General features: G+C 46.4%; 21 protein-coding genes. 8 read left to right on the plus strand and 13 right to left on the minus strand.

Going from position 1 to position 23,288, the window contains the following annotated elements; genetic code table 11:
- Window positions 1-2: 2 nt before the first annotated feature.
- A complete protein-coding gene (locus EHO61_RS03895) occupies window positions 3-1,196 on the plus strand; it encodes a pyridoxal phosphate-dependent aminotransferase (RefSeq protein ID WP_135812302.1) in 1,194 nt (397 codons plus the stop codon).
- A 24-nt stretch (window positions 1,197-1,220) separates the two neighbouring features.
- Here EHO61_RS03895 and EHO61_RS03900 read toward each other — a convergent pair whose 3' ends face one another.
- The 10 genes from EHO61_RS03900 to EHO61_RS03945 form a co-directional block, all read right to left on the minus strand.
- On the minus strand, window positions 1,221-2,708 hold the full coding sequence (locus EHO61_RS03900) for a 7TM diverse intracellular signaling domain-containing protein (RefSeq protein WP_246031994.1): 1,488 nt from the start codon (window positions 2,706-2,708) through the stop codon (window positions 1,221-1,223).
- A gap of 438 nt (window positions 2,709-3,146) precedes the next feature.
- Window positions 3,147-4,133 (minus strand): M14 family zinc carboxypeptidase, encoded by a 987-nt coding sequence (locus EHO61_RS03905; RefSeq protein ID WP_135812304.1) that lies wholly within the window; start codon window positions 4,131-4,133, stop codon window positions 3,147-3,149.
- A gap of 100 nt (window positions 4,134-4,233) precedes the next feature.
- The gene (locus tag EHO61_RS03910; protein ID WP_135812305.1) at window positions 4,234-4,719 is read right to left on the minus strand and encodes a hypothetical protein; all 486 of its coding nucleotides are present in this window, start codon (window positions 4,717-4,719) and stop codon (window positions 4,234-4,236) included.
- Window positions 4,720-4,727: 8 nt separating this feature from the next.
- A complete protein-coding gene (locus EHO61_RS03915; protein WP_135812306.1) occupies window positions 4,728-5,456 on the minus strand; it encodes a flagellar motor protein MotB in 729 nt (242 codons plus the stop codon).
- Entirely contained in the window at window positions 5,453-6,112 is a 660-nt protein-coding gene (locus EHO61_RS03920) for an FFLEELY motif protein (RefSeq protein ID WP_135812307.1), read from the minus strand. The genes EHO61_RS03915 and EHO61_RS03920 overlap by 4 nt, the downstream gene beginning before the upstream one ends.
- Before the next feature lie 28 nt (window positions 6,113-6,140).
- Complete coding sequence (locus EHO61_RS03925) at window positions 6,141-7,292, minus strand: LIC13341 family surface-exposed protein (protein ID WP_135812576.1); 1,152 nt, start codon at window positions 7,290-7,292, stop codon at window positions 6,141-6,143.
- Between the two features lie 55 nt (window positions 7,293-7,347).
- On the minus strand, window positions 7,348-8,193 hold the full coding sequence (locus EHO61_RS03930) for a DUF455 family protein (protein WP_135812308.1): 846 nt from the start codon (window positions 8,191-8,193) through the stop codon (window positions 7,348-7,350).
- Entirely contained in the window at window positions 8,190-8,777 is a 588-nt protein-coding gene (locus EHO61_RS03935; protein ID WP_167884799.1) for an ATP-binding protein, read from the minus strand. Before EHO61_RS03935 ends, EHO61_RS03930 begins: the two co-directional genes overlap by 4 nt.
- A gap of 63 nt (window positions 8,778-8,840) precedes the next feature.
- The gene (gltX, locus tag EHO61_RS03940) at window positions 8,841-10,403 is read right to left on the minus strand and encodes a glutamate--tRNA ligase (RefSeq protein WP_135812309.1); all 1,563 of its coding nucleotides are present in this window, start codon (window positions 10,401-10,403) and stop codon (window positions 8,841-8,843) included.
- Complete coding sequence (locus tag EHO61_RS03945) at window positions 10,393-11,337, minus strand: LIC_13346 family putative lipoprotein (RefSeq protein ID WP_246031995.1); 945 nt, start codon at window positions 11,335-11,337, stop codon at window positions 10,393-10,395. Before EHO61_RS03945 ends, gltX begins: the two co-directional genes overlap by 11 nt.
- 224 nt (window positions 11,338-11,561) lie before the next feature.
- On the opposite strand from EHO61_RS03945, the gene EHO61_RS03950 reads away from it, so the two are divergent.
- Window positions 11,562-12,947, plus strand: coding sequence for a DNA gyrase subunit A (locus EHO61_RS03950; protein WP_135812311.1), 1,386 nt, complete (start codon window positions 11,562-11,564; stop codon window positions 12,945-12,947).
- The gene (locus EHO61_RS03955; protein WP_135812312.1) at window positions 12,944-15,088 is read left to right on the plus strand and encodes a toprim domain-containing protein; all 2,145 of its coding nucleotides are present in this window, start codon (window positions 12,944-12,946) and stop codon (window positions 15,086-15,088) included. The genes EHO61_RS03950 and EHO61_RS03955 overlap by 4 nt, the downstream gene beginning before the upstream one ends.
- Window positions 15,089-15,126: 38 nt before the next feature.
- Here EHO61_RS03955 and EHO61_RS03960 read toward each other — a convergent pair whose 3' ends face one another.
- Entirely contained in the window at window positions 15,127-15,564 is a 438-nt protein-coding gene (locus EHO61_RS03960) for an SRPBCC family protein (protein ID WP_135812313.1), read from the minus strand.
- A gap of 69 nt (window positions 15,565-15,633) precedes the next feature.
- Window positions 15,634-16,977: a flavin monoamine oxidase family protein gene (locus EHO61_RS03965; protein WP_135812314.1), complete on the minus strand. Its 1,344-nt coding sequence runs from the start codon at window positions 16,975-16,977 to the stop codon at window positions 15,634-15,636.
- A gap of 457 nt (window positions 16,978-17,434) precedes the next feature.
- Between EHO61_RS03965 and EHO61_RS03970 the strand changes: the two genes are divergently transcribed.
- The 5 genes from EHO61_RS03970 (at window position 17,435) to EHO61_RS03990 (ending at window position 21,688) form a co-directional block, all read left to right on the plus strand.
- Window positions 17,435-18,010: an LIC13354 family exoprotein gene (locus tag EHO61_RS03970; RefSeq protein ID WP_135812315.1), complete on the plus strand. Its 576-nt coding sequence runs from the start codon at window positions 17,435-17,437 to the stop codon at window positions 18,008-18,010.
- A gap of 42 nt (window positions 18,011-18,052) precedes the next feature.
- Window positions 18,053-18,931 carry an LIC_13355 family lipoprotein gene (locus EHO61_RS03975; protein ID WP_135812316.1) on the plus strand — a complete coding sequence of 293 codons (879 nt, stop codon included), beginning with the start codon at window positions 18,053-18,055 and terminating at the stop codon, window positions 18,929-18,931.
- 71 nt (window positions 18,932-19,002) lie between these two features.
- A complete protein-coding gene (locus tag EHO61_RS03980) occupies window positions 19,003-19,815 on the plus strand; it encodes an adenosylcobinamide-GDP ribazoletransferase (RefSeq protein WP_135812317.1) in 813 nt (270 codons plus the stop codon).
- Entirely contained in the window at window positions 19,800-20,447 is a 648-nt protein-coding gene (gene cobC / locus EHO61_RS03985) for an alpha-ribazole phosphatase family protein (RefSeq protein ID WP_135812318.1), read from the plus strand. Before EHO61_RS03980 ends, cobC begins: the two co-directional genes overlap by 16 nt.
- 104 nt (window positions 20,448-20,551) lie before the next feature.
- The gene (locus EHO61_RS03990; RefSeq protein ID WP_246031996.1) at window positions 20,552-21,688 is read left to right on the plus strand and encodes a vWA domain-containing protein; all 1,137 of its coding nucleotides are present in this window, start codon (window positions 20,552-20,554) and stop codon (window positions 21,686-21,688) included.
- Here EHO61_RS03990 and EHO61_RS03995 read toward each other — a convergent pair.
- Window positions 21,651-23,288 (minus strand): mucoidy inhibitor MuiA family protein, encoded by a 1,638-nt coding sequence (locus EHO61_RS03995; protein WP_135812319.1) that lies wholly within the window; start codon window positions 23,286-23,288, stop codon window positions 21,651-21,653. The two genes, EHO61_RS03990 and EHO61_RS03995, sit on opposite strands and share 38 nt — an antisense overlap.

The raw sequence follows: 23,288 nt of genomic DNA on the forward strand, positions 1-23,288 counted from the left end.
CGATGACTCCGGACTTTCTCCCCAAATTCAGCGACCGATTCGATTTTGAAGCGGGAGAAAACCCACTGTATTCCAAAGTCGGAGATTTGAAAAAAGCGGGAACGCCGATCCTGGATCTAACCGTTTCGAATCCTACTCGGGTAAAACTCTCCTTTCCAGGGGAGGCGATTTTACATTCCCTCACGAAAAACGCAGGCCTGGTATACGAACCGGAACCTCAGGGTTCCGAAGTCGCCAGGAATTGTGTGGCCGAGTATTACCGCGAACGAGGACTGGATATACTTCCGGAAGATCTATTTTTGACCTCCTCATCATCCGAAGCATATTCGTATATTATAAAATTACTCTGCGATCCGGGGGACGAAATTCTAATCCCTTCTCCCGGTTATCCTTTGTTCGAATTTTTGGCCCTGCTGGAAGGAGTAAAATTCAACTCATACCGCTTAGATCCGATCCAAGATTGGAAACCGGACTTCGAGGGTCTAAAAGAAGCGGTCTCCGCGAAAACCAAATTATTGTTCCTCGTCTCTCCGAACAATCCGACCGGCTCCACGTTAAGCGAATCGGATTTTTCCGCACTGGTCCGATTTTGCGAGTCTAATGGGATCGGAATCGTACTAGACGAGGTATTTTGCGATTATTTCCACTCCGAAGGAACCCGACACTCGGAGCTCCACACCCGGAAAGTCCCTTTTTTTCGGATCAACGGGATTTCCAAAATTCTCGCATTGCCTCAAATGAAACTCTCATGGATCCACGTAGACGGTCCGGAGAGCTGGAAAACGGAATGTAAGGAAAGACTCGAAATCATATCGGATACGTATCTCTCCGTCGCTTCTCCCATACAACATGCCCTCTCAGATTTGATGCCTTGGAGAAAATTGATCCAAGGACAAGTTCTACGAAGAATATCCAGAAATCTTAAAATTCTTTCCGGGATGATTCCGAGCGCCGAAAAAATCCGGTACCGACCTCCCATGGCAGGTTGGTACGCGGTTTTAGAATCGGATTTCTTCTTGGAACAAGAGACGTTTTGTCTCCGCCTTCTGGAAAAGGAACATACTCTCGTTCATCCGGGATGTATGTTTGGATTTCCGGAGGATCACCCCGCCATCGTCTTAAGTCTCTTACCGGAAACCGAAATTATAGAAGCGGGAATCGCAAAAATTCTAGACTTTGTTGCTGGAAACGGGTAGGGATATCTCATCGCGTACCGGTTCCTATTTTTTGTTCGATAACTTTTCCCTGCGAAAAAAAAGTTCCTTGTACTGCTTGGGAGTCAACCCGGTCGCCTTTTTAAATTCGACATTAAAGGAAGTTTTAGAACCGAATCCCACCGTAAACGCTATATTCAAAATATTCCTCTCCGTTCCCGATTCCAGGATGCGTTTCACTTCCTCTATCCTTTTGGAATTCACGTAAGAGGCAAAATTCATTCCCAATCTAGAATTCATAAGTTCGGAAAGTTGGTGCTGGTTCAAGCCCAATCTATCCGCTACGTCCTGGAGCTGGAGATTTTCCTCGAGGTACGGTTTTTCCGAATCCATGAGTTTCAATAAGGACTCCAAAGACCGATCCACGTCGACTCCGGATAATTTCGATTTCGTATATTTCCTTTTTTTGTCGAACGGGTTCGGACTCAGATAGGATTTCTTTTTTTCCTCTAATTTTCTGGAGGATTTTCGAATTACGTTATAAAAGAGCACGATCAAATCCAAAGGTAGAAGGATCGGAAGCGCATAGACCGTAAAAAACGTATAACCGACAAAGCCTAAATAATAAAATATACTGGTATAGCCGAGCAACATGTAAACGGTCCATGAGAATAAGAACAGTCGCAATTTCCTATTTCCCGTTCTTTGTAGATAAATTCCCGCAAACAAGATCATAGGCATCGCAAAGGCATATAAAAAGGCCGTAATCTTGGAAAGAACATGCAAGTAGCTGTCGAAAAAAACCATCGGCAAAGAAGCAAGGGAAGCGAAAATACATCCCCGAAGTACGGCGTTCAGGCAAGGCATACTTCTTTTCGTTTCCAAAAATTTCCGTATAAACTGGAAGAATAGGATCGTAGTGACGCCGAAGAAAAAATAATTCTTTTTTTCGGACCAATGAGAACTCCCCGAATCGAAGAATTCGTATATGTTTCCGAAATTTACGTCGTAAGAAAGCCACATACATAAGATGTAACCGGCGTAGAGAACGAATTCCTGTAATCCTGTCGTTTTGTAATAAAGAACCGCCGCAAATATCATTAAAATGTAAAGACAAGCGGATGAGGAAAAGAGGAAGGTTTCAAAGGCCAAATCGCTTCTAAGACCGGCTTCATCCATCAATTCCATCGGAAAAGACATCATAGACGTCGATTCTATCCGTAAAAGGAATTCCTTTTCCTCTCCCGGATTCCCTTGCAGACGGAACGACGGATAGGGGAAATTTTGAACCGGCCAATCCGATCTGGGAATACGATCGCCTACCGTTTGAATAGCGTTCGGTCTTCCCGCCAAATAGAGTTCCGCCCTATCCTGAGCCCTCCAGCGTAGGACGAGAAATAGATCCTGTTGCTCCCCTTCCCGAAAATGGACCCGAAAACGGAACCAATATGACTTATCGGAAAAGCTGAAATTCAAGGAGGAAAAGCCGATCCTCTTCCAATCGAAAAGATCGCCGTTGCTTAAGGGCGAAAAGTCCCCCCTGTCACTTTCCAAAAATTCCAAATTGGAAGTTATATTTTTTGAATGTATAGAATCCTTTAATCGTAAGGATTCCGAAAATAGCGGACCCCCACAAAGGAGGGCAAACGCCAGCATAACGTAATTTCGCATATTCTAGGAAATTCATATTGGTCTCGGACCGTTTCCTAGCAAACTAAAATTAGTTCACTTTTATAATTCCGAACGATTCCGTCGGTCTCTTCATATATAATTTCATTCGTATTCGATTTAAGAAGAGAATGTTCGGGTGCGCCGACGGCGGAAAATACATCCGAATGCGCTGTTTCCATCAGGAAAAGCGGAAATAGATCGCCTTGCCTCGAGCGAAATTTCCTTCGCTCGAACCATTAACACCCGCCGGAAAGGCGGGCTTTTTTTGAGAACAATGCCGACCGGATGGTCGCGTTAGAAAGAGAGGGCGACTAACGTCCTCTAAATCCAGTCCTTCGGTTGCGATAAACCGATACGAACGAAATCGCGCAAGAATCCGCGATACCGAGTCAGGGTATCCCTTTTATTATGCTCCGCCGGACGGAAAATTCCCTTTTTGGAAAAAATCTTCATCGGCTCCTCTTTGATATCCGACCAAGTGCCTACTTCTAAAGTTAAAGGTAAAAACTTCGCATCCCAGTCGGAACGATCCGAATGCACGTCTCGATAATGGTCGTAAAACTTATCCCACAGATCGCCGTGTGTAGTATAGCTCTCGCTTTGAGGTCCGTAAGAAAAATGAAGATGGCCGCAATTTTCCCTAAGATGGGATGCCAATTTACGATAAAGAAAAGTGTCTTCGCAGGGTTCTTGTGTGTAAGCGTACGGCCACCACACATTATCCACTGTTCCGAAACCGGAATGCAGATCCAAGACGGGCATGATAGCGTTCCTGACTTCGAAGAATTTTTCATACATGGTGCGGAACAGGATTCTAGATTCGGGTTCCAATCCATGTCCTCGAAAATACGGAAGTTTACTGGAGAACTTCTGACCGCCGAAAAAAGGGAGCGGCTTTACCGCATCGATTCCGGAATTTCGCATCAAATCGACGCCGCCCGGATTGGATCTCGTTTTTGCCGCCACGCCGCCCGGATTCACGATCGGAATCACAACCAAACCCAGTTTTCCTTTTTTCAATTCAGGAAGATAACCCGTAGATCCCGGATGAATGATGTATTCCAGAAAATCCAATAAGATCTGGATCCCTATCGTCTCTAAGCCGTGAACTGCCGCAGTGATTCCCACTGGATGTTTTGCCAGCCCTTGATCCGTGCCCAGTTCAAGAGAGTAGATGGGAAACCTAAAACCTTCGGAAGTCCTTCTGGAAAATCCGATCTGCTTGAGTTTGGCCAGCTTGCCTGCTAATTTAGCGATTCTTAATAAACGTTTTTCGTATCTGTTTAATCTCTTTAATCCTCTGAGCAAAAGTTCATCCTCCCGGATTTATCTTTTTCTTTCCCGGATTCGAGTCCCTTCGGGGCTCAAAAATTCCCTTTATTTTTTTTAGGGAATCCTGCGATCGAATTCATTTCGATATTTGGTTCGAATACAGCCACATGCAATCATCGGACAGACTCGATACTCCTTTTTTAATCGATTCGCAGTCCGAATCGATCACTTTTTGGAGGCAAGATCCGGTTCTGGCAACGGCAGTTTCGGAATTTTCCACTTCCAACTTATAAACCGGAGTCTCCTTAAATTTCTGTATGCAGATATCCGGCCTCAGTCTTTTTTCCAAAATCGACTTCTCGTCCTTGTTCAGTCTGTTTAAGTCGCCTTGCGCGCAGCTTCGGATTTTTTCGCAGTATTCGGCGATCAGAACGAGCCCGTTGGAACCGAGCTTTCCCTTTTCTCCGGTCCAAACGGTTTCGATATCCGCGGAAATCTTTCGCTTTTCCTTACAGCTCAGAAGACAGCAGACGCAGAGGATCGTTATAGAAACGATAACCGAAGAGAATAAGATCCGATTCGAATTTTTTTTTTGTCGCATTCCTTTTCTTATAAAACTCATATTCCGTCTTATTCCTTTTCTTTTTTTCGAATCAGAATTTCGATCCTCTCTTGGGAAGCTTTTTGCTCCGGAGAAGTTTCGTTTCGGTTGCCGATTTGTCTGAAACCGTTAAAAGCCTGAACGGATATTTTCTCTTTTGGAATGCCGTATTTTTCCGAAAGCACTTCCGCGATCAGAGTGGCCCGATGAGCGTTGTACTCCCAAGTTGTCCTAAAACCTCGGTTCGTTATCTGATCCGAATAGGGAATTTGCACACGAAGAGTAATATCCACGTCCAGACCTTGGACGACCTCGGCGACTTTCCGAAACGTAAAATCCGTATCTTCGTCCGGCAAGAATTCTTCGCCTTCTCCCAAAGACGGCGCAAAAATTTGGATGCGAATTTCTTCCGTTTCGTTCATCCCGATCATCAATTTCGTTTTTTCACGCAACTTCTTTAAAGCGTAAGAGATACGTTCCCAAAAACGGTACAGTTCCGTTCTCGGCTGCAATAACGAGTCTTCCTCAAGACTAGTACTCGAACCTTCGAAAAAAGATTCTCCCAATCCGAAACCTCCGCGGACTAGATCTGCGACCTGTTTCAATTTGCTTTGGTCCACTTGGGAGACGGAGTACATAATAATGAATAAGCCGAGAAGCAAAGTGATCATATCCGCATAAGTCAAAAGCCAGCGGTCCCCGTTTTCTTCCGAGGACTCCTTTCTTTTATAACGTGCAAAACGGGATCTAAAATTCATAATGCGGTTTCTTGTCTAGATTCGGAATCGAATGCGGAATTTAAATACTGTGTTTCCCTTTCCTCCACTTTTTCGATAAACGCGGCGAATATCTCGGGTGAAACGGGAAGAACCGCATTATAAGCCTGCTCTACGGAATGAAACAAAGGAGAAACCCCGAGCAAGGATGCCATGAGCCTAGCCGGTCGTATGAGATAAGCCGCGATCGGTCTATGTGCGAGCTCGTAAAACGTTCTCAGATTGTGTAATACGATCCTCAACTGTTCCTCTCTCTCGGGCTTATGACCGAAAACACGATACAATTCGTCGTATTCTTCGCGAGTAAGACGCTTTCCGTTCCAGTCCCGCGCGAGAAGCAGCTTGGCCATTTCACTGTCGAGCTTATCCGTAAGGTTGTTCAGTTCGATAAGCGTTTCCAAATTGGATCTGGTCGTTTCTTTCATCATGCTTTTAACTCTTTGATACGTATCCAGAGCCAATTGCATCCAAGCTTCCTTTCCTTCCAAATTGTAGATAGTCTCGAAGAAATATTCCACCATAGGGATCGTCTCTTCCAGGTGAAAGTAATCAGCATAGAACTTGCGGAACCGTTCCACTTGAGCCCGAACGATCTCTATTTTGGCCTGTTTGAGTTTTGTTTCTTCGAAATTTCCCACGGATATAGTTTCCTTACCGAAAAATCCGCTATTTGGATTTTCCTCTCGAGACCAAAGGCAATCGATAACTTCTATATCCTTGTTGATCCATTTCCGTCTTTGCGGAACTGGCCTGCGTCGGGATTTGAATCGTTTCTCGGTAAGCTTTTGAAGTGGAACGAAATAGCAAATACGGAACTCCTTCCTCATTCGGAGTATATTTGAATCGGATTCCGTAACGATGGTTTCTTCCCCAGCCTTCCCTAGTGGCCTCCAAGAGGGGTACTTTGGAATTTATGTATTTTCCTTCGGAAGAATAAATGCTCGATCCGGGGGAATAGGTCCTGACCCCGTCCTTACCGGATTCGACTTCGAGCTTTCCTCCTTGCGGAAAGGAGAAACTCAGATATGTCGTACCTGCGTACGAGCCGCGGTTCTTAAACCAAACGACGGCCTCGCCTTGCCGGTCTTTTTTCCAATCTGTCGGAGCTTCTACGCTTAACAAACCGGGGACAGCGACATTGGGAATATCCGGAATCATTTCCCAACCGTTAAAATTGAAATTTTGCGCGTAGGTTCTGTTGGCGGGAAATATAGTAACGTTTTTCTCTTCTTTGTTATAGTTAAAATCCGCCCGCTTGGACTTAGCCAGAAATTCGTGATCTTTCAATGCGGAAAGGCCATCCAGAATTTTGACCCCTTTCCGAATCACATACGGAACCGAAAAAAGTCCTAGGGGGGGTTCTTCGCTCAAAACTTCCAAGAAAAGGGAATTGAAATCATCGCCGGGCAATTCTTCCATAAGAATTCTCTTAACGACAAATCCTGCCTCTTTCGACTTCGATTCTTCTCCGGGTTTCCAGGAATTCGCCTTGGAATCATAGTGCATCGGTCCTATGTTCAAAAGTCCGAAAGGGAGCTTATATTTTAAGACCCATTCCCCGCCTTCTTTTTTGAACACCGCCAAAATTTCTTCCGTTCCGTTTCTGAGCAAAGCGAAACATTCCAAATCGGGATCTTCGTCCAAGTTTCCGAGTCTTTTCAGGATAACGTCCGGATTCTTTTCTTCCGCGGCGGATAGTACGGATGATACGACTTTGGAATCGGACGGAGTCTTTGAACTACAAGCGACGAAGAATATGCAAACGAAAAATAGGGTAGGAAGGCGGAAGGAAAGATACGTAAAAAATCGAGAATTCATGCCGGTCACAAGCAGTATCCGAAGAGGAAAAGCCCCTGTCCATCGATTTCCGGGGTTAAACGACTTCTCCGATTCCCAGGACGTCCTTCAGTATCCGGGCATTCGTAGTGCCTTCGTATTCGTCCACGTACAGACCGAGCTCCCTCGCAAATTCGGGAGATAAACCCGCTTTCGTCCTAAGTTCGGGAAAATAGAACGTTCCTTTTGCACGACGCGGAGTGAAGGGATGGGAAATCAATTCTCTGTATTTGTGCCACTGGCCTATCCCCTTCGTCGAATCTCCGAAAAGGACCTGAACACCTCGTTTGACATGTCGGATCTCGTCCTTATGTACGCGATCCATGATCTCGGCCTTTTTAGTATCGCCGAATTTTTCGAACGCCATTCGATATATCGCGGAAAAATCCAAGTTCGCACCTTCGAAAGAAATAGCCATCACAGCATAAAATTTTTCTAATGTGTTCATATTCGGAACCTGCTTCCAAAAGATATAATTTAAAGGTTTATCCCCCAAATCCATGCCTCCGGATCTGATGCATTCCAAATATAATCTCAGATGCGATTGTTCCTCCAGTAAAGTCCGATAAAAACTCTTTCGCACGCTAGTAGGTGCGTCCTGAAATTTCAAAATCGCCCAGGCGAATAATTCCACTGCCATCAGTTCGTGATTCGCAAAATGATGCAGGGAGAAAATCCGATTCTCTTCGCTATTCAAATGTTCCAATCTGGGAATCTTCGATCTTTTATCGGAAAATGCGATTTTCTCCCCTCGGGCCGGGCGCTCCGGAAGAAAAAAAGATATAGAGGAATCGTCTTCGGGAAATTTCTCGGGAGAATAGAGTTTATCCTCCAGCCTTTCGGAGCGGAGTATGAATTCTGCGAATTGGTTTAAGGAGGTCACAAGGAATGTTTTTTAGCGTCGAATGCGAGTTCTATGATGGATCCGCGAATATTCGAAACTCCGGGATCGGAGGAAATTCTACCTTCTTTACAATGATAGAGAACTTTGACGGAATCCATCAAGGACTGTATGATCCTCAATCCCTTGCCTAGATTCCGATGGAAGGTAGGTTTTCCTTTCATCGGAAGGAATTCGCATTTGTTCTCTTGGTATATTTGGAATTTATTAATGAATTCTTGGAGGGAGGAAGCTTTAGATTCGTTATAGGCGGAACGGAGTCTTTCCTCCTTTAATCCGGAGCCGTAATCGACGATCCAAAGTGTGAATTTGGAATCCTTAACGATCCATCTACAGAGTATCGTCTCCACAGAATCCGAGTTGATATTCGCCGATATGGAGTTGGTCAATGCCTCGTCCGCGGCCAGCTCTATTTGTCCGATATTCTTCGGAGAAAAATCGTTCTCTTCCAGGGACTCTCGAAGAGCGTTCCGAAAATCCCGTATGCTGGATAGGTCCGGTGGAAGGAACATTACGCAGGAACCCGAATGTTGCCTTACCAATAGTGAGTCGATCGTATCCCTCATTAAACGGATGTCCCTATATATTAGAGATACAGGTCAAAAGGGGGGTTTTGCAACAAAAAACCCCTAGTTTAAGGAAATTCCTGACTGTAATACCGTTTTTTCTATTCGTTTGAGTAGCTTTTCCTTCCCTAAGAGAGGGAAAAGAATCGGGAGCTCCAGTCCGTGTGCTTTGCCGGTAGTCGCCACCCGGATAGGCATGTATAAGGTCTTGCCCTTCTGGCCGGTGGCTTCTCCAGCCTGGGTCATCAACGTCTTATAATCCTCATCGTTTTGCGGCAAAGATTCCGATAATAAGCGATAGAATTCGCGAATCACGGACGCCGCAGTTTCCTGCTTGAGGACTTCCTCCGCCTCTTCTCCGGCGATTTTGATATCCGAAACGAAGAACTCCGCCACATAATCCGGCGCCTGTCTGAGATTGTCCAGATAGACCCTGACGCTATCCACGATGGAGGCAAGTTCCGGGTTCCTGGGGTCCTTATGTTCTTTTGGAATATCCGTCCGATCCGTCAAAAAAGGAACCAAGGCTTCGGTAATCTGGGCGATGGGGAGTTCGCGGATATACTTGTTGGACAACCAGTTCAATTTGGATTTCGGGTTCATGGCTTCCGCAATCTGTTCCAAACTGGAGAAATTCGTTGCGACTTCCTCTTCTCCTCCTTTCGGTTTTTTGAATACGTCGAAAGTGGACGGGGATTTGGAACACCTGTGCACGTCGAAAATGGATTTCAGTGTTTCGCCTCTGAGATATTCCTGTCCGTCCGAGGAAGTCCAACCGAGCAAGGCCATATAATTCACAAAGGTTTCCGGCAAATAACCTAAATCCCGGAAGGCGAGGATGGATGTGGCGCCGGCTCTCTTGGACAACTTTTTTCCGTCCATTCCCACGATTTCTGACGCGTGAGCGAATTCCGGAACGGGAAAACCGAGAGCCTCATAGATCAATATTTGGCGAGGAGTATTGGAAAGGTGTCCGACTCCGCGGATTACATGGGAAATCCTCATCAAACCGTCGTCTACGACCACTGCATAGTTATAGGACGGAAAGCCGTCCGATTTAACGATGATGAAATCGCCGATCAGTTTCGTTTCGAATTTCACTTTTCCTTGGATGATGTCGTCGAAGATTAAAGTCTTGGAAGGGGTCTTGAATCGAACGGAATAGGGAACTCCTGCTTTCAATTTTTCCTGCACTTCCGCTTCGCTCATATTCGCGTGCAGTCCGTCGTACACATAAGGAATTCCCATCGCTTCGGATTGCTTTTTCTTCGCTTCCAACTCTTCTTGAGTACAGAAGCATCGATACGCTTTGCCTTCGGAGATCAATTTTTCGGTATATTCGCGGTAGATGGACAATCTCTCGGATTGTACATAGGGCCCGAAAGGACCTCCTACACTCGGACCCTCGTCCCATTCGATTCCTAGCCACTCTAGGGATTCCAAAATCGTTTTAAAGGACTCTTCCGTCGATCTGCTCTGATCCGTATCTTCTATTCTGAGCAGAAATTTTCCGCCTTGGGCTTTAGCGTATAAATAATTGAAGAGCGCGGTTCTTGCGCCTCCGACATGTAAAAAACCCGTAGGAGACGGGGCAAAACGGGTACGAACTTCTCTATTATTTGGCATTGTTCTGGTCTGAGAGGATGATGATTGGATAATTCCTCAAATCGGCCCGAGTGGTAAACGGAATATTGGAGGAAACATCGTAAAAAAGAAAACTGGAGAACTTGCTTCCCTTTATGCTTCTCTGTCGGACCAAGGTTTGTGAGGAAAGGAGTTCTTCCGGGATCATTCCCCAGGCCCATATTTCCCCTTTTTCTCTCCTGAAAATCCAGATAGGCAACGCATCGGGCACTCTGGGCAAGGCGATAAATGCCACTTGTCTGTAATCGTAATCAGCGTAGGGAAAGGTTTTTCCGGAAGGGTGGACAAAGTCCGTAGTTAAAAGGGAACCCCTTGTTCTCAAATTTTCCCAAACGATCTCGGTGCCTGAACCTAGGTTTCTGGATTCCTTGGAAAGCCACGCTTCTTCAGGACTCAACTCGAAGGTAAGAGACCAATCTTCCAGCGGGATCCGCTTGGACAAGATGCTCGTTGCGGAGTTCGGAAATGCGTTTCCTTCCCAATCCCAGACCTCGTTCATTTTCGGAAGAAAGGAAATTCGTTTCGGATTCGTAACTTCTCCTTCCGCTAGCTTAGAGGAACCGGTAAAAAGCCCCGCCTTAAACGTGAATTTCGGAAAAAAAATCCCTTTAGGAAGAGAATCCAAAAATTCGGACTTCGTTTCCCAAAGATCCACTTCTCCTTTCCAAACTCCTTCCTGGCGAGCCTCACTGCTCACCACAATATAGCGCAAATTGCTCGGTTTATTTTCGTAGTTCTCGGAAGTTTTCGGAACTTGAGATAGATTCCAGTAAATCCGAGTTTTGTGAGATTCGTCTAGCAGAGCCTTTTCCCCCGACATCCAATCCGGCAGGAGGGAACAGCGGGAAAGTCCGGAGATGCAAATGAAGAGAATGCTATAGGCTGAAATGCTAGTAAAAGAAAGTCTAAGATTCAAAGGAATTCCTGCGGAAAAAGAGGATTTCCTGAAAAAGTCCTGCTTTCCAGTGTTTCTTCAAGGAAAAACCGGGAAATTTTCTTTCCCTCCTGTCGTTTCCGAGCGAGAACGGAAGAAAGCCCAAAAAACACCTTTCCGGACGGCTTTTGGGCACTTTAAAATCTCCTTACTTTCAAAAAGGTTGACAGCAAAAGCGTCCTAAAATCCCTTGGCATAAAAGTCCTATGAAAGATTCCAATAAATCCAGCAAAGATAACTTTCCGAAAGTTCCCTTCGAGGACCAAGTCAACGACGACCAAAGAAAGTATTCCCGTTATGTTTGCGATTCTAGGGCGATTCCGCACGAAATAGACGGGTTGAAACCGGTCCAAAGACGGATTCTTTGGGCGATGTGGAACTCCGACGCGAGAAATCGTTTTACGAAAACCGTAAAAGTGGCGGGTCTCGCAATGGGATACCACCCTCACGGGGATCGTTCCATCCAGGACGCCCTTTCCCAAATGGCGCAGGATTTTACGTTTGCGAATAATTATCCCTTGGTCGCGGGAGAAGGGACCTTCGGGGACGTCCTAGATCCGAGCGCCATCGCCTCCCCGAGGTACACCGAAGTCAAACTTTCAGATTTCGTAAAGGATCTGGGATTTTTCGAAAGTCTACCCGATATCGACTATGTTAAAAATTACGACGAAACGGAGGATGAGCCCATCCATTTCGTCGGAAAAGTTCCCGTCGTTCTTCTGAACAATATCCAGGGAATCGCGACCGGATTCCGTTGCTTTATTCCGGGTCACAAACTTTCGGACGTAATCAATTCCCAAGTCAATTATTTGAAAACCAAAAAGCCTCTTCCCCTTAAGCCTTGGTACAAGGATTACAAAGGCGTAGTGAAAATGGCTAAAACCGAAGCCGGTAATACCACGATGACCACTACGTTCAATTTCACTTGGGAAGGTGATACTCTATTCCTTACGGATTCTCCGATGAACTGGAACCGTGAGAAAGTGATCAATCTCCTGGACGATATCCTGGAAAGGAAAGATTCCTGGCTCAAAGACTACGTGGATTATTCCAGCCAAAAATTCAAGGTCGAGCTGATTTACAAAAAAGGGGAAAAACCGACCGCTAAAGAGATCGCGGAAGTTTTTTCCAAAGAAGATACGCAGACCCTTGCAAACAATGTGATCACCTACGACGGTCGGCTCAAAAATTTCGGACCTGAGGAAATCATCAAACGGTTCTGCGATTTTCGGAAAACCCATTTGATTCGAAGGTTCAAACGCCTCGCAGGTCTGGAAGAAGAAAAGATAGAAAGAAATTCCGAATTGATCAGATTCATCAAGGAAAAATGGAACGAAAAAGTCGTCGGGATCAAATCCAAAAAGGATTTCGAAGATCGGCTTCAAAAAGCGAAATTTACGTATTTCGAATGGTTGGCCTCTATCCCCGTTTACCGGATGACGATAGACGAGGTCCGCAAATGCGAAGAAGCGATCGTAGAAGCCAAAACCGCACTTTCCAGGTACCAAAGTCTTGTCAAAGAGGATAAGAAACTGACGGAATTCATGATCGGAGAATTGACCGAACTCAAGGATAAATGGGATAAGGAATGAGTAACGCCAAAACCAAAACCGAAAAAAAGCCGAACGGAGGTCAGGAAAGAAACTTTAAAAAACTTTCCAACGTAGAGCACGTACGTATGAGAACCGGGATGTGGTTGGGTCAAAACTCGGCATCCACATTCGAGCAGCATTTTTTTCGTAAAGGAAGCGACGGTCAGTACGAAGTCGTCCATGAAGAGTTGGAGGACGTCCCCGCGAAATTGAAATGTCTGGACGAAGCCTGCATGAACGCAGTGGACGAATACCGCAAAAACCAGAAGGACAAATCCATTCCGGAAAAGGACAAGATGTCCAAGTTGATCATCCAACTTTCGTCCGACAAAAAAACGGTCAATGTCCTAGACAACGGTAGAGGTATTCCCGCTAAAAACGCGGAAGGTGTCTTTCTCCATTTGATGTACGGCGAGAACTTCGACGATCAAGTCAAACAGGACCACGTCGCCGGACAAAACGGGGTGGGAATCTCTCTCGTGCGCATGGTTTCCTCCTATTTTAAGGTAAAGACCGTAAACGACGGGGCCTCCTTCAAGAAACTGTTTACCCTTCACGAAGACGCGAAAAAACAGATCCGTTCCTACAAACTCTCCAAAGAAGATACGGAACGGGCGTTTTTGTATTTCGACGAACAGGGGAAATTCGACGAGTGTCCCGTCTTGACCAAAGACCAGATTGAAAAACTGGTTCCGATATGCAAAAAAACGAATATGATCGAAGCGGTGGAAAAAGCCGCTAAGGAAGATCACGGAACCTCGGTAGAGTTCGAACTAAATCCGAAATATTTCAACAGCCTGGACGTCTCTTTCAACGTGGATCTGATGAAGCAATATCTTCAGGATATCGCTATGACGAATCCGGGCTTGGAAGTCCAATTCGTACACAAGGGCAAAAAGGAAAAATACAAATTCAAGAAAGGATTGGATGAGATCTTTTCCCACTCCGCCCTTACGTATTACAAAATGGACTATCAGGCGCCGGCAACCGGAACCCAGCTTCACCTGGAAGCGTATCTAGTGATCGGGCAAAACAAAAATCTTACCTGGGTAAACTCCATCTTTGCTCCCCAAGGCGGATCCGCCATCGAATATCTCGAGAACAGGATCTGCGACGAGATTCGCAAAAAAAGCCAGATCGTTTCTCTCGAAAAGAAATTGAAGACCAGCTGTACCAGAAACGATGTTCGGAATTGCTTTCACATGTATGTAAATATGCGTCTTCTGAATCCCAGATTCAAATCCCAGGACAAGTCCTATTTGATCAACGACCTAAATGAAGATATCCGTAATGCTGTGGATAAACACCTGGATAAATTCATAAAAAAAACGGGGCTGCTGGAGGAGGTAAAACTCCAGATGGAAAAGCGGACCCAAATGAAAGCCTTCGAAGACGCACAGAGAGGTCTTAAGAAGGCGAGTAAGATGAACATTCCGAAATTGATGCCTCCTACGGGAAAAGCGGGAGACGCCGGCAGAGTGCTCTTCGTGGCGGAAGGAGATTCCGCAATCGCGGGACTTCGACCGGCAAGAAACCCGAAGCTGCACGGTCTGTTTCCGTTGAGAGGGAAACCGATGAACTGCAAAGGCGTTTCTCTGGCCAAAGCGATCGCCAACGAGGAATTGAAGAATATCGTAGCCATCGTCGGACTGCCCTTGAACGAAAAAGTGAAGTCGATAGACGAGCTCAATTACGAAAAAGTAAGTATCATCACCGATGCGGACTTCGACGGATACGCCATCCGATCCTTGATGCTTTCCTTCTTTTACGAATATTGGCCGGAATTATTCGAACTCGGATTGATTCATATCTCAAGCGCGCCTCTGTACGAAGTGGATATCCGCATGGGAGATTCGAAAAAGACCGAAACGGTCTTCTGCATCGACGATAAGGATTACGACGATCTAATCAAGAGAGTCCAAAAGTCCGGTGGGCAAGTCATACGCAAAAAACGGAACAAGGGATTGGGAGAAACCGGCAAGGAAGCCATGAAATTTGCCGTCGAAGAATGTATGACCAAAATCGTAATCGGGAGCAAAAAAGAGGCTTCCAAAGTGCAGAACCTTTGGTTCCACAAGGATTTCGCCGAGCAAAGAAGAGACGCGATCTCCGAATACGCGATGAGCGTCATAGAGGATTAAGACGGAAAGATCCGGAATTCCTTCGGGAATTCCGGATTTCATATCTCTTTTTTTTCCAAGAAATTCTTCAACTGGGTTCCGATCAATTCCGTCCACCCTGCTTGGAAATTCTCGCGAGCAAACGCAGGGTCGTCGTTCGGAAACGTCTCGATTCCCTCGTGAGTCAATCTGATCTTCGTGCCTGCGTTTCCCTCGGAAAAAAGTTCGAAGATCACTTTTGAATCGCCGGGATAACCTTGGTATTTCCAGCTGTACGTCAATTTTTTACCCGGAATCGCTTCGCTAATCTTACATAGGTGAACGTATTTTTTATCTTCCGGACCGGCTTCGAAACTGAATTCGAATCCCACCTCCGGCTTAAATTCGGAAAGATCGAAATACCATTCTTTCATTCGATTTTTATCCGTAATGGCTTTCCAAACGTGATCCGGAGAAGCGCTATAAACTCTTTCGATAACGAACGGGGTTGCCGACATATATCCTTCCTAAATTAGATCGAGTGTCTTCGTGCGAAACCCGCGAGTTCTCGATCTTCGTTTAAAGATTTAGACCATGTTGACCGCTTTGATCGCAGATACCAAGGCGGCCTCCACCGTACCCGTGCTTTCTCCGGTATGCTCTCCGGCGAAGAAAACCCGATCAAACGGCTTTCTGAGACTCATCTCCGAGCCGTAACTACCGGGAGGAAAGGTCGCGACTCCGGAAGGCACATACTCCTTACCTGTTTCGGAGGAATAGATTCTCTGGATTTGAAGGTCTTTTTTCAACCCTAAACGTCCTAATGTTAGTCGGATATAATCCACTCTCTGATCTTGGGAGGCGGATTCGAAAACGGAATACCTGTCCCCGTTAGCTATCGTTCCGAGGATCTTATCCGGAGAATCGACTTTAGTACCTGCGTCGTATAGAAACTGGGCCGCAGAATCGGAATGTACTGCAAAAGGCGAGGATTCCCACGGCGCCTCCCGCAAAACCAAAAATAGTTTATATATTTGCGAATATCTGATCCTGAGAGCTGAAAGCAGTTTTTCCTTATCCAGATCCGGATTCCATTTCAGAGACGCTAGTTGGTTTGCGGGAAGCGTGCAAACGCATACGGCTCCCTGGAATTTTCTACCGGAAGCCGTACTGATCGTTACTCCGCTCTCGTTCTGGTCGACGGAAAGAACCGGATCCGAAAATACGAACTCGGTATTCTCCACATTTAAAACGAGGGTTTTGGCTATGTTCTCCATCCCGCCTTCTATTTTGGAATTGCGTTGGGGAAATTGCGCCAAATCCGTTAAGACTTTCTGAGCGGAAAGCACCCGGATCGAATCTCCGTAATGTAAGGACAATTTATATCCGAGGAGAGAAAGATCGTCCGCACTCGCTCCCTGATAAAGAAGATAATTGTAGAAGCTGATTCGATCCAATCCTTCTTGCTGGCTCGGATTCATTTTAGAATTCAAGCCTATCAACTTGTTCAGAATCTCCTGGGACTTTCCGGATATTTCCCAGGAACCGAATTTTTTATAGGTTCCTAAAAACAAATCCGGGTGCAAAGCGGCCGAAAAAGATTTCAGTCCCAATTCTCTCACCAAGCTTCGGACCGTTTTGTCCTCCGAGGAGATCCATTCCGCACCTAGATCCAACACATGCCCCGAGGAGTCCGTTATGGAACGAACCCTTCCGCCGACTCTATCCGTCGCTTCGATCAGAGTTACCTTGCTTCCCGTCTTTCCGAGTAGATATGCGGAATATAATCCGGAGAGGCCGCCTCCCAAAACGATAACTTTCTTTCCAGGAGCGGGCGAGGATTGAGCGCGAATAACGTTCTTTCCTATTCCTAATAACATCGCAGCCGTTAAAGCTCCGGCTTTTAGGAATTCGGATCGGGAAAACTTCATAACGAATCACCTCGAATCGGTTTGGAGCACGGCACGTACGACCCTAGACCGCTATAAATATCTTCGGACATCGATACCGAATATCATGGGTTTTTTTCTTGCAACGGAAACCCTAGAATCGTTCTCTAGTCCTATACTTTCAGGGAGGAAGTCGGGTGTTAATCCCGCGCTGACCCGCAACTGTGATGTCCGTCCTTTCCGAGGCCGGAACGAGCCAGATCTTCCCCGCAATGCGATCCTCGAGGTCGGGATGTATTGCATTTCTCGCCGAAGCACGCCCGTGCACCGCGAAGGGGCCCAGAAAGTCGTAGTCGGGGCACCCTGAATGGTAATGCGGCGTAAACAAAACCGTCGACTATCTAGGATAAAATCGTCTTTACCCGTTTAACGGTAAAGATCGCCTTTGCGCAATTTGCGATTCGTGCCGCCGCCAAATATGGAAAAAAAGGAAACCAAGATGGGACGGACAAAGAATATAGTACGGGTCTCGGCATTCAGCATCCTATTCGCAATGAATCTAGGCTGCTTCGAAAATAAAAAGAACGATAATAGCGATCAAACAACCGGGCTTTTGGCTCTGTTATCGATCAATCCGACTTTGGGAAATTACGTTTATTATAACGGAACTCCGAATTACTCCGGAGGAACATATACTGCTGCGGGAAACGTGGCGGTAGGAGAATATACCATTACAAATTCATTAATTACGAGATACGATTACGATACTGGATACGGTGCGAGCTATCTTTACGGAGAAGTTCAGGAAGTCGATTTGAATCGCCAAGTAGTCTACGTAAAATTCAGATCGGACTCCACGTATTCCGCAGGAGACTATGCCTGGTATCGATGGACCTACAACGGAGGATATCTGTATATGTGTCCCGACCTTTCCGGTGTAAGCAACCAAACGACTCTGGCCGCGGCCAAAGCGGACAATCTGGATTACTATTCGGATCCTAGCAATATTAATGCGGGTTGCGGCCTAAACAGCGGATTTTCCCCAACGGTCTGGAGCAGACTGCAACCGAGATAGTTGGCAAAGCTCGCGTTTCCCGCATGAAAAAAGAGGAATAAAATGGCAAAAAATAAAATCCCATATTTTCTTACCGCCGCCGTTTTAGTGATAGGGCTTACAATTTCCTGCCAAAGCAAAGGCGGATCGGGCAACGAGGCTTCCGTTGCAGTATTAACGCAGCTACTACAGGGCAGCGGATCCGGAACTACGAGTAATTGTCGAAATTTTTTACCTCAGGAGTCCGGCAATATCTACGTAGCCGATCAGATCGTTTCCGCTCCCGCAAATAGCGGGATCGGTTTCAAGGATTCCTACTGTTCGGCTAATGGCGTTCGAGGACTCGATCTTTTCGACGGTTCTTTGGACGTTTATACTTTGGATCCTTCCGGAATCGGCGCCCTTTTGATTCTAGGCTGGTCCGGAAAAAAGGTACTGCCCGGAGCAGGAATCGACTTTATGGTCTATGAAAATCCTTTCTTTATCGGAGTCCAAAATAATACGAATTCATTTCATTCCGTGTATTTGGAGCCGATCGTAGTCGAGGTAGGCAACGACCTAGCGAATTGGTGCGGCTGGAATCCAATGTACGCGAATTCGAATCCGAGCGTCTTTTCCAACGATCCTTCCGTTTGGACGAGATTTGCCGGAATCACTCCTTTCGTCTACAATCAGGAATCGAATCCGATGACGGTATCTGCCGTATATAATTCGGATGTGGTTCACGGAGGCGGGGGTGGAGACGGATTCGATTTGGCGGACACGAATTTCGGAACCACTGGATCCGGTTGTACGGGAAGCTTAAAAACCGATCTTCAGACGAACGGGTTTCTTTATATCAAGCTAGTTCCGGCGATCACAGCCTTGCCTTCCCTTCCGATTCCGGCGGGAAACGGCACTCCCGATATAGACGGAGTAATTGCGAAAAATCTAAGTCCTTAAAGTACGAAGAAAAAAATCCGAATTTTTCGTGCATACTTTCGCGTTAATCCTAGTCTCGGTGAAAGACTTCTATGATTCGTTTCCTTCGTCGAGAGCTGATCCTATTTTTATCTTCGGTGCGCTTTAATACTCGAATCGCCGTGCCGGATTGGGTGGAACATTCCGAAGAACTGCTCGCTTCTTCCGTAAGATACTTTCCTCTCGTAGGTTGGATCATCGCCTGTATAACGATATTCGTATTTTTAGGAAGCCGGCAAATTCTTCCCGCGATGATTGCCGCCGTTCTTTCGATTTGTGCTTCCGTTTTTGCTACGGGAGCTTTTCACGAAGACGGATTTACGGATGTTTGCGACGGTTTCGGCGGAGGATGGAACAAGGAAAAAATCCTGGAGATAATGAAAGACAGCAGGATCGGAGCCTTCGGCGCGATCGGCATTGTTCTTCTTTTACTCTTAAAGTCGGTCTGTTATTTTTTTCTGACGGATCTTCCTTTCTTTTTCTTTATGATCGCCGTTTGGAGTTCCCATGCATCCAGCAGATTTTTTGCGAACGCGATGGCTGTATCCTTGCCTTATGCGAGAGAAGACGAACTTTCGAAAGTGAAATCGATCGTCAAATCGATGAAAGTATCCGACGTTTTCATTTCCGCGATCTGGGGATTAGGACCTTGCCTTTTGCTCCCTTTCGTTCAAAGTTCCGATCCGCTTCGGTATTCCCTCATGACTTTTATTCCGCTCGGTTTTCAATCATTAGGTTTCGTTATTCTACGGAATTTTTATAACAAACGTCTGGGAGGGTATACGGGAGATTGCCTAGGAGCGGTTCAACAAGTCACGGAGATACTTTCCCTGTTAGGAGCGATAGTCGCATGGAAATATTATTAATCCGTCATACGACTCCCGAAGTGGAGCCCGGGACTTGTTACGGCTGGACCGATTTGGGTCTTCCGTCCACCTTTGAAAAGGAAGCCGGCGAACTCGCAAAGATCCTTCCGGGACGAGTGAATTCGATACGAACGAGTCCGCTATTTCGATGCTATAGCCTAGCGGAGTTCCTAAGCAAGCGATGGGAGGCGATCGGAAAACCTCCCGCCTGGAAAGTGGATCCACGAATTCGTGAATTGAATTTCGGAGCTTGGGAGGGAAAGCTTTGGGAGGAAATTCCCCGCCAAGAGACGGATCATTGGATGGAAAATTACGTTCATCGTTCCCCACCCGACGGAGAAACATACTCCGACTTGCGAGACCGAGTTTCCGAGGCCTGGGAAGAAACTTTAAAAGAAGGGCATACATGGGAGAAAATTAGAAAGGAAGAAGGAGAAAACGAAGAGTACCGGGAAGCGTGGGTCAGTCACGGTGGAGTCATTCGATGCATCGCATCCTTCGTCCTTGGATTCCCTTTGGAAAACGCTTTCCGCGCTTCGCTGGAATACGGCTCTCTTTCTATGATTCGGGTCCGCTTCGGAGAAAGCGCTTCTTATCCCCAATTCGTCTTCTGGAATAGACGGGCAGGTTAAAACGCACATTATTATGTCCTGCGAAGTCCGGACCTTTTTTTAGGATCTTAGCATTCCCCTTATGCTTTTTCCATGTTTTCCGATAAGAAATACGAGCGCTCGCGATGATGCGAAAAATCCAGATCTTTCCACTGCGACATTCCTATCGGTTTTCTTGGACGGGGATTTTCCTTTTCGTCGCGTATTCATACGCCCTTACGGCGCCCATGCTCGCTTCGGATCTTTTTCCCGGAACGACGGATTCCGAAGAGAGCGCCAAACTTTTCGTTCTGGACGCAAGCGGTTCGATGAACGAATATCTAGGAATTTACCAAAAGATTCATCTGGCTAAAAAACACGTAAAACATTATGTGGATAGTCTCTCCGAGCGCGCAGCAGTAGGCTTAATCGCTTACGGAAACCGACTTCCGGGGTGCCAATCATCAAGACTCTACCAGCCTTTCGAGGATGATAAATCAAAATTTCGTAATAAACTCTACGGATTGACGCCTTCCGGCGCCACTCCATTAGCGGAATCCATCAGAGTTGCGGGAACCTATCTTGCCGGAAAAAAAAGACCGGTGGAATTGATCCTAGTTACGGACGGAATCGAAAGTTGTTACGGTGATCCCGAAAAAGAGCTAAAAATACTTCAATCAAAAGGAATCGATTTCCGAATGAACATCATCGGACTCGGATTGAAACCCGAGGAAAGAGCCGCGATGCAATCCTTAGCAAAGGTAGGCAAAGGTTCCTATTTCAACGTGGACGGTGACGGCGATTTCCAGTCGGCCGTGGAGAAACTTCTCCATAAAGAAACGATTTCAAATATGCCCGCAACCTACGCTTCCGGATCGACACGAACTTCTTCTCCGATCCGAATCCTAAACTGGGAAAGAACCAAAGTGGACGAAAACAAAAACGCATACACGGTTGCTTTCGAATTCGACCATCCGGGTTTAAAGGATCGTTGTATTACAATGAACCTGAAATCCACCGCTAGCGATTCCCTCAAACCGGCCCAATTAGGAAAACTAAGACCCGAAAACCCCGAAAAGGTAAGTAAATTAGAGACCGTCTGTCCGAACCAAAGTACCGGTCGGGGAAAATTCTCTTTCGAGGCACGGAACGGAAGCGCCGCTTCCGCAGTTCTCGAACTCTGGGACATGTCGGGAATTCCTCAGGTTGTCGGAATCAGCCAAGAGGTCCAGATCGGAAAAGATTTCACGGAAGGTTCAGGTCCTGATCACTCGGAAAAGTGACGCGGTATTCCAATTTTATTTCCCTCTTGCTCGCCGGCGGAATTTCCAGAAGCCATTCGTAGATTCCCGAGTTCGGACGAAATTCCTTTGCCCCATCCGTAGTTCTTTCCTTGACGATCTCCACATTGACGCTGGCCAATTCGGAAATCGGAATTTGGTCCCGGACTAAAACGGATTTCGCGTCCTTACCGAAATTTTCCAAAGTCAGATAGACGCGCTTTTCCAACACCTTTTGGGAGGTGATCAAACCTTCTCGAGTTTGGTTGGATTCTTTTCTGTAGGAAAGCCTCAGACTTCCTTCCGTGCCTAGGGAAACGGAAACCGATTCTCCCGGACTGGTATAAGGAACCCGAGTCGTTCCGATCAACCCGGAATTGCGAAACAGGGAGACTTCTCCCGGTAAAATCGGAAACTCTCCGGCATTCAGAAAACTAGCCTCCTGTAATGGAAACGGTTTGTATCGAGGAGAAGCGATCGTGCGGATCTTTGCCGTAATCGTAAAAGAACTCATTTCGAGTTTTCTGGATTCTTTCTGGGAAGGAAGATTGACTAGTTTAGGCAAACGGAATAGAAAACCTCCCCCTCTCTCGGATGTGGCCTGGGATTCCGGAGCGTTTTGAGAAGCGGTTTGTGAAGGTTCCATCTGTGCCGCACCTACGGATTGAGTTTGGGTGTTTAGAACTTCTTTTCTTACCGCGACTTCTTGGTCGTAAATCCTTTGCGGATGCAAGCGATTGCGTCTTTGCGATTGGTCCGGTCGAGTAGTGGACAAAGTCAATCTTACTCCTTGCCAGTCTTCTCCCGTTTCCTGACGGACCTCGGCCAAAGATTCGAACTGGACCTTCTCCGCGGAATCATTGGAAGTAAGAATATACGTCGGTTTCCAAGTAGCATTCGGAACCAAGTAACTTAGACGAAGTTCCGCGGTTTTGACTTCTCCCGAAGTATTTACGATCTGGACCCAGGTAATCCTTTTGCTTTTTTCCGCTTGGGAAAGGAGCAGGGAAAGTTTTCCTTTCTCTTCTTCCAACTCGTTCTGAAGATTTTTCTTATTTTTCTCCACCTTTTCCCAATGGGAAAATAGGGAAAAAGACTCCTCTCTATTTTTCCTCAGATAGGTTCCCCAGTTTTTACCGTCCGACTCCACTCTTCCGTACATGAGATTGCGGCCGACGGTTTCCGAGACTTTTTTACGGAATTCGGAGAGAAGATCTTTCTCGGATTTTAGATCGTTCTCTTTGGAGACGACCGCTTCCAGATCCTTCTGGAGGGTTTGTATTCTTCTTTGGAGCTGGGCAACTTCCGGATTAGACGCTGCGGTACCTTCTTCTTTCCAAGTTCTAGTGCCCGTCACTTCCGACTGTTCCGAATCGGTACCGGCCATGAGGCTCTCCTCAAGCAAAGAAACGGGTAAATTCGGGACGACGATCCGGTTCGCTCCAGGAGATAGTTGGATTTTGCCGGTTCGTAAAACTTGTGCAGTGCCTTGGTGCACCGTTATCTCCCGGATCGGGAAATCGCCGCCCACGGCGAAAATACCTTCGCAGAAAAGCGAAAAGGATACGAATAAAAACAAATTTCTAATATAGTTCGATTTCAT

Origin of the sequence: Leptospira fluminis (assembly GCF_004771275.1) — a bacterium.
Taxonomy (GTDB): domain Bacteria; phylum Spirochaetota; class Leptospiria; order Leptospirales; family Leptospiraceae; genus Leptospira_B; species Leptospira_B fluminis.

Excerpts from the sequence above, each read along its gene's own strand:
- cobC (WP_135812318.1), top strand. The coding sequence starts at position 19,800 with ATGGAAATATTATTAATCCGTCATACGACTCCCGAAGTGGAGCCCGGG.
- EHO61_RS03895 (WP_135812302.1), top strand. The coding sequence starts at position 3 with ATGACTCCGGACTTTCTCCCCAAATTCAGCGACCGATTCGATTTTGAA.
- EHO61_RS03915 (WP_135812306.1), bottom strand. The coding sequence starts at position 5,456 with ATGAATTTTAGATCCCGTTTTGCACGTTATAAAAGAAAGGAGTCCTCG.
- EHO61_RS03965 (WP_135812314.1), bottom strand. The coding sequence starts at position 16,977 with ATGAAGTTTTCCCGATCCGAATTCCTAAAAGCCGGAGCTTTAACGGCT.
- EHO61_RS03995 (WP_135812319.1), bottom strand. The coding sequence starts at position 23,288 with ATGAAATCGAACTATATTAGAAATTTGTTTTTATTCGTATCCTTTTCG.
- EHO61_RS03990 (WP_246031996.1), top strand. The coding sequence starts at position 20,552 with ATGATGCGAAAAATCCAGATCTTTCCACTGCGACATTCCTATCGGTTT.
- EHO61_RS03980 (WP_135812317.1), top strand. The coding sequence starts at position 19,003 with ATGATTCGTTTCCTTCGTCGAGAGCTGATCCTATTTTTATCTTCGGTG.
- EHO61_RS03910 (WP_135812305.1), bottom strand. The coding sequence starts at position 4,719 with ATGAGTTTTATAAGAAAAGGAATGCGACAAAAAAAAAATTCGAATCGG.
- EHO61_RS03970 (WP_135812315.1), top strand. The coding sequence starts at position 17,435 with ATGGGACGGACAAAGAATATAGTACGGGTCTCGGCATTCAGCATCCTA.
- EHO61_RS03975 (WP_135812316.1), top strand. The coding sequence starts at position 18,053 with ATGGCAAAAAATAAAATCCCATATTTTCTTACCGCCGCCGTTTTAGTG.
- EHO61_RS03950 (WP_135812311.1), top strand. The coding sequence starts at position 11,562 with ATGAAAGATTCCAATAAATCCAGCAAAGATAACTTTCCGAAAGTTCCC.
- EHO61_RS03935 (WP_167884799.1), bottom strand. The coding sequence starts at position 8,777 with ATGAGGGATACGATCGACTCACTATTGGTAAGGCAACATTCGGGTTCC.
- gltX (WP_135812309.1), bottom strand. The coding sequence starts at position 10,403 with ATGCCAAATAATAGAGAAGTTCGTACCCGTTTTGCCCCGTCTCCTACG.
- EHO61_RS03955 (WP_135812312.1), top strand. The coding sequence starts at position 12,944 with ATGAGTAACGCCAAAACCAAAACCGAAAAAAAGCCGAACGGAGGTCAG.
- EHO61_RS03925 (WP_135812576.1), bottom strand. The coding sequence starts at position 7,292 with ATGAATTCTCGATTTTTTACGTATCTTTCCTTCCGCCTTCCTACCCTA.
- EHO61_RS03960 (WP_135812313.1), bottom strand. The coding sequence starts at position 15,564 with ATGTCGGCAACCCCGTTCGTTATCGAAAGAGTTTATAGCGCTTCTCCG.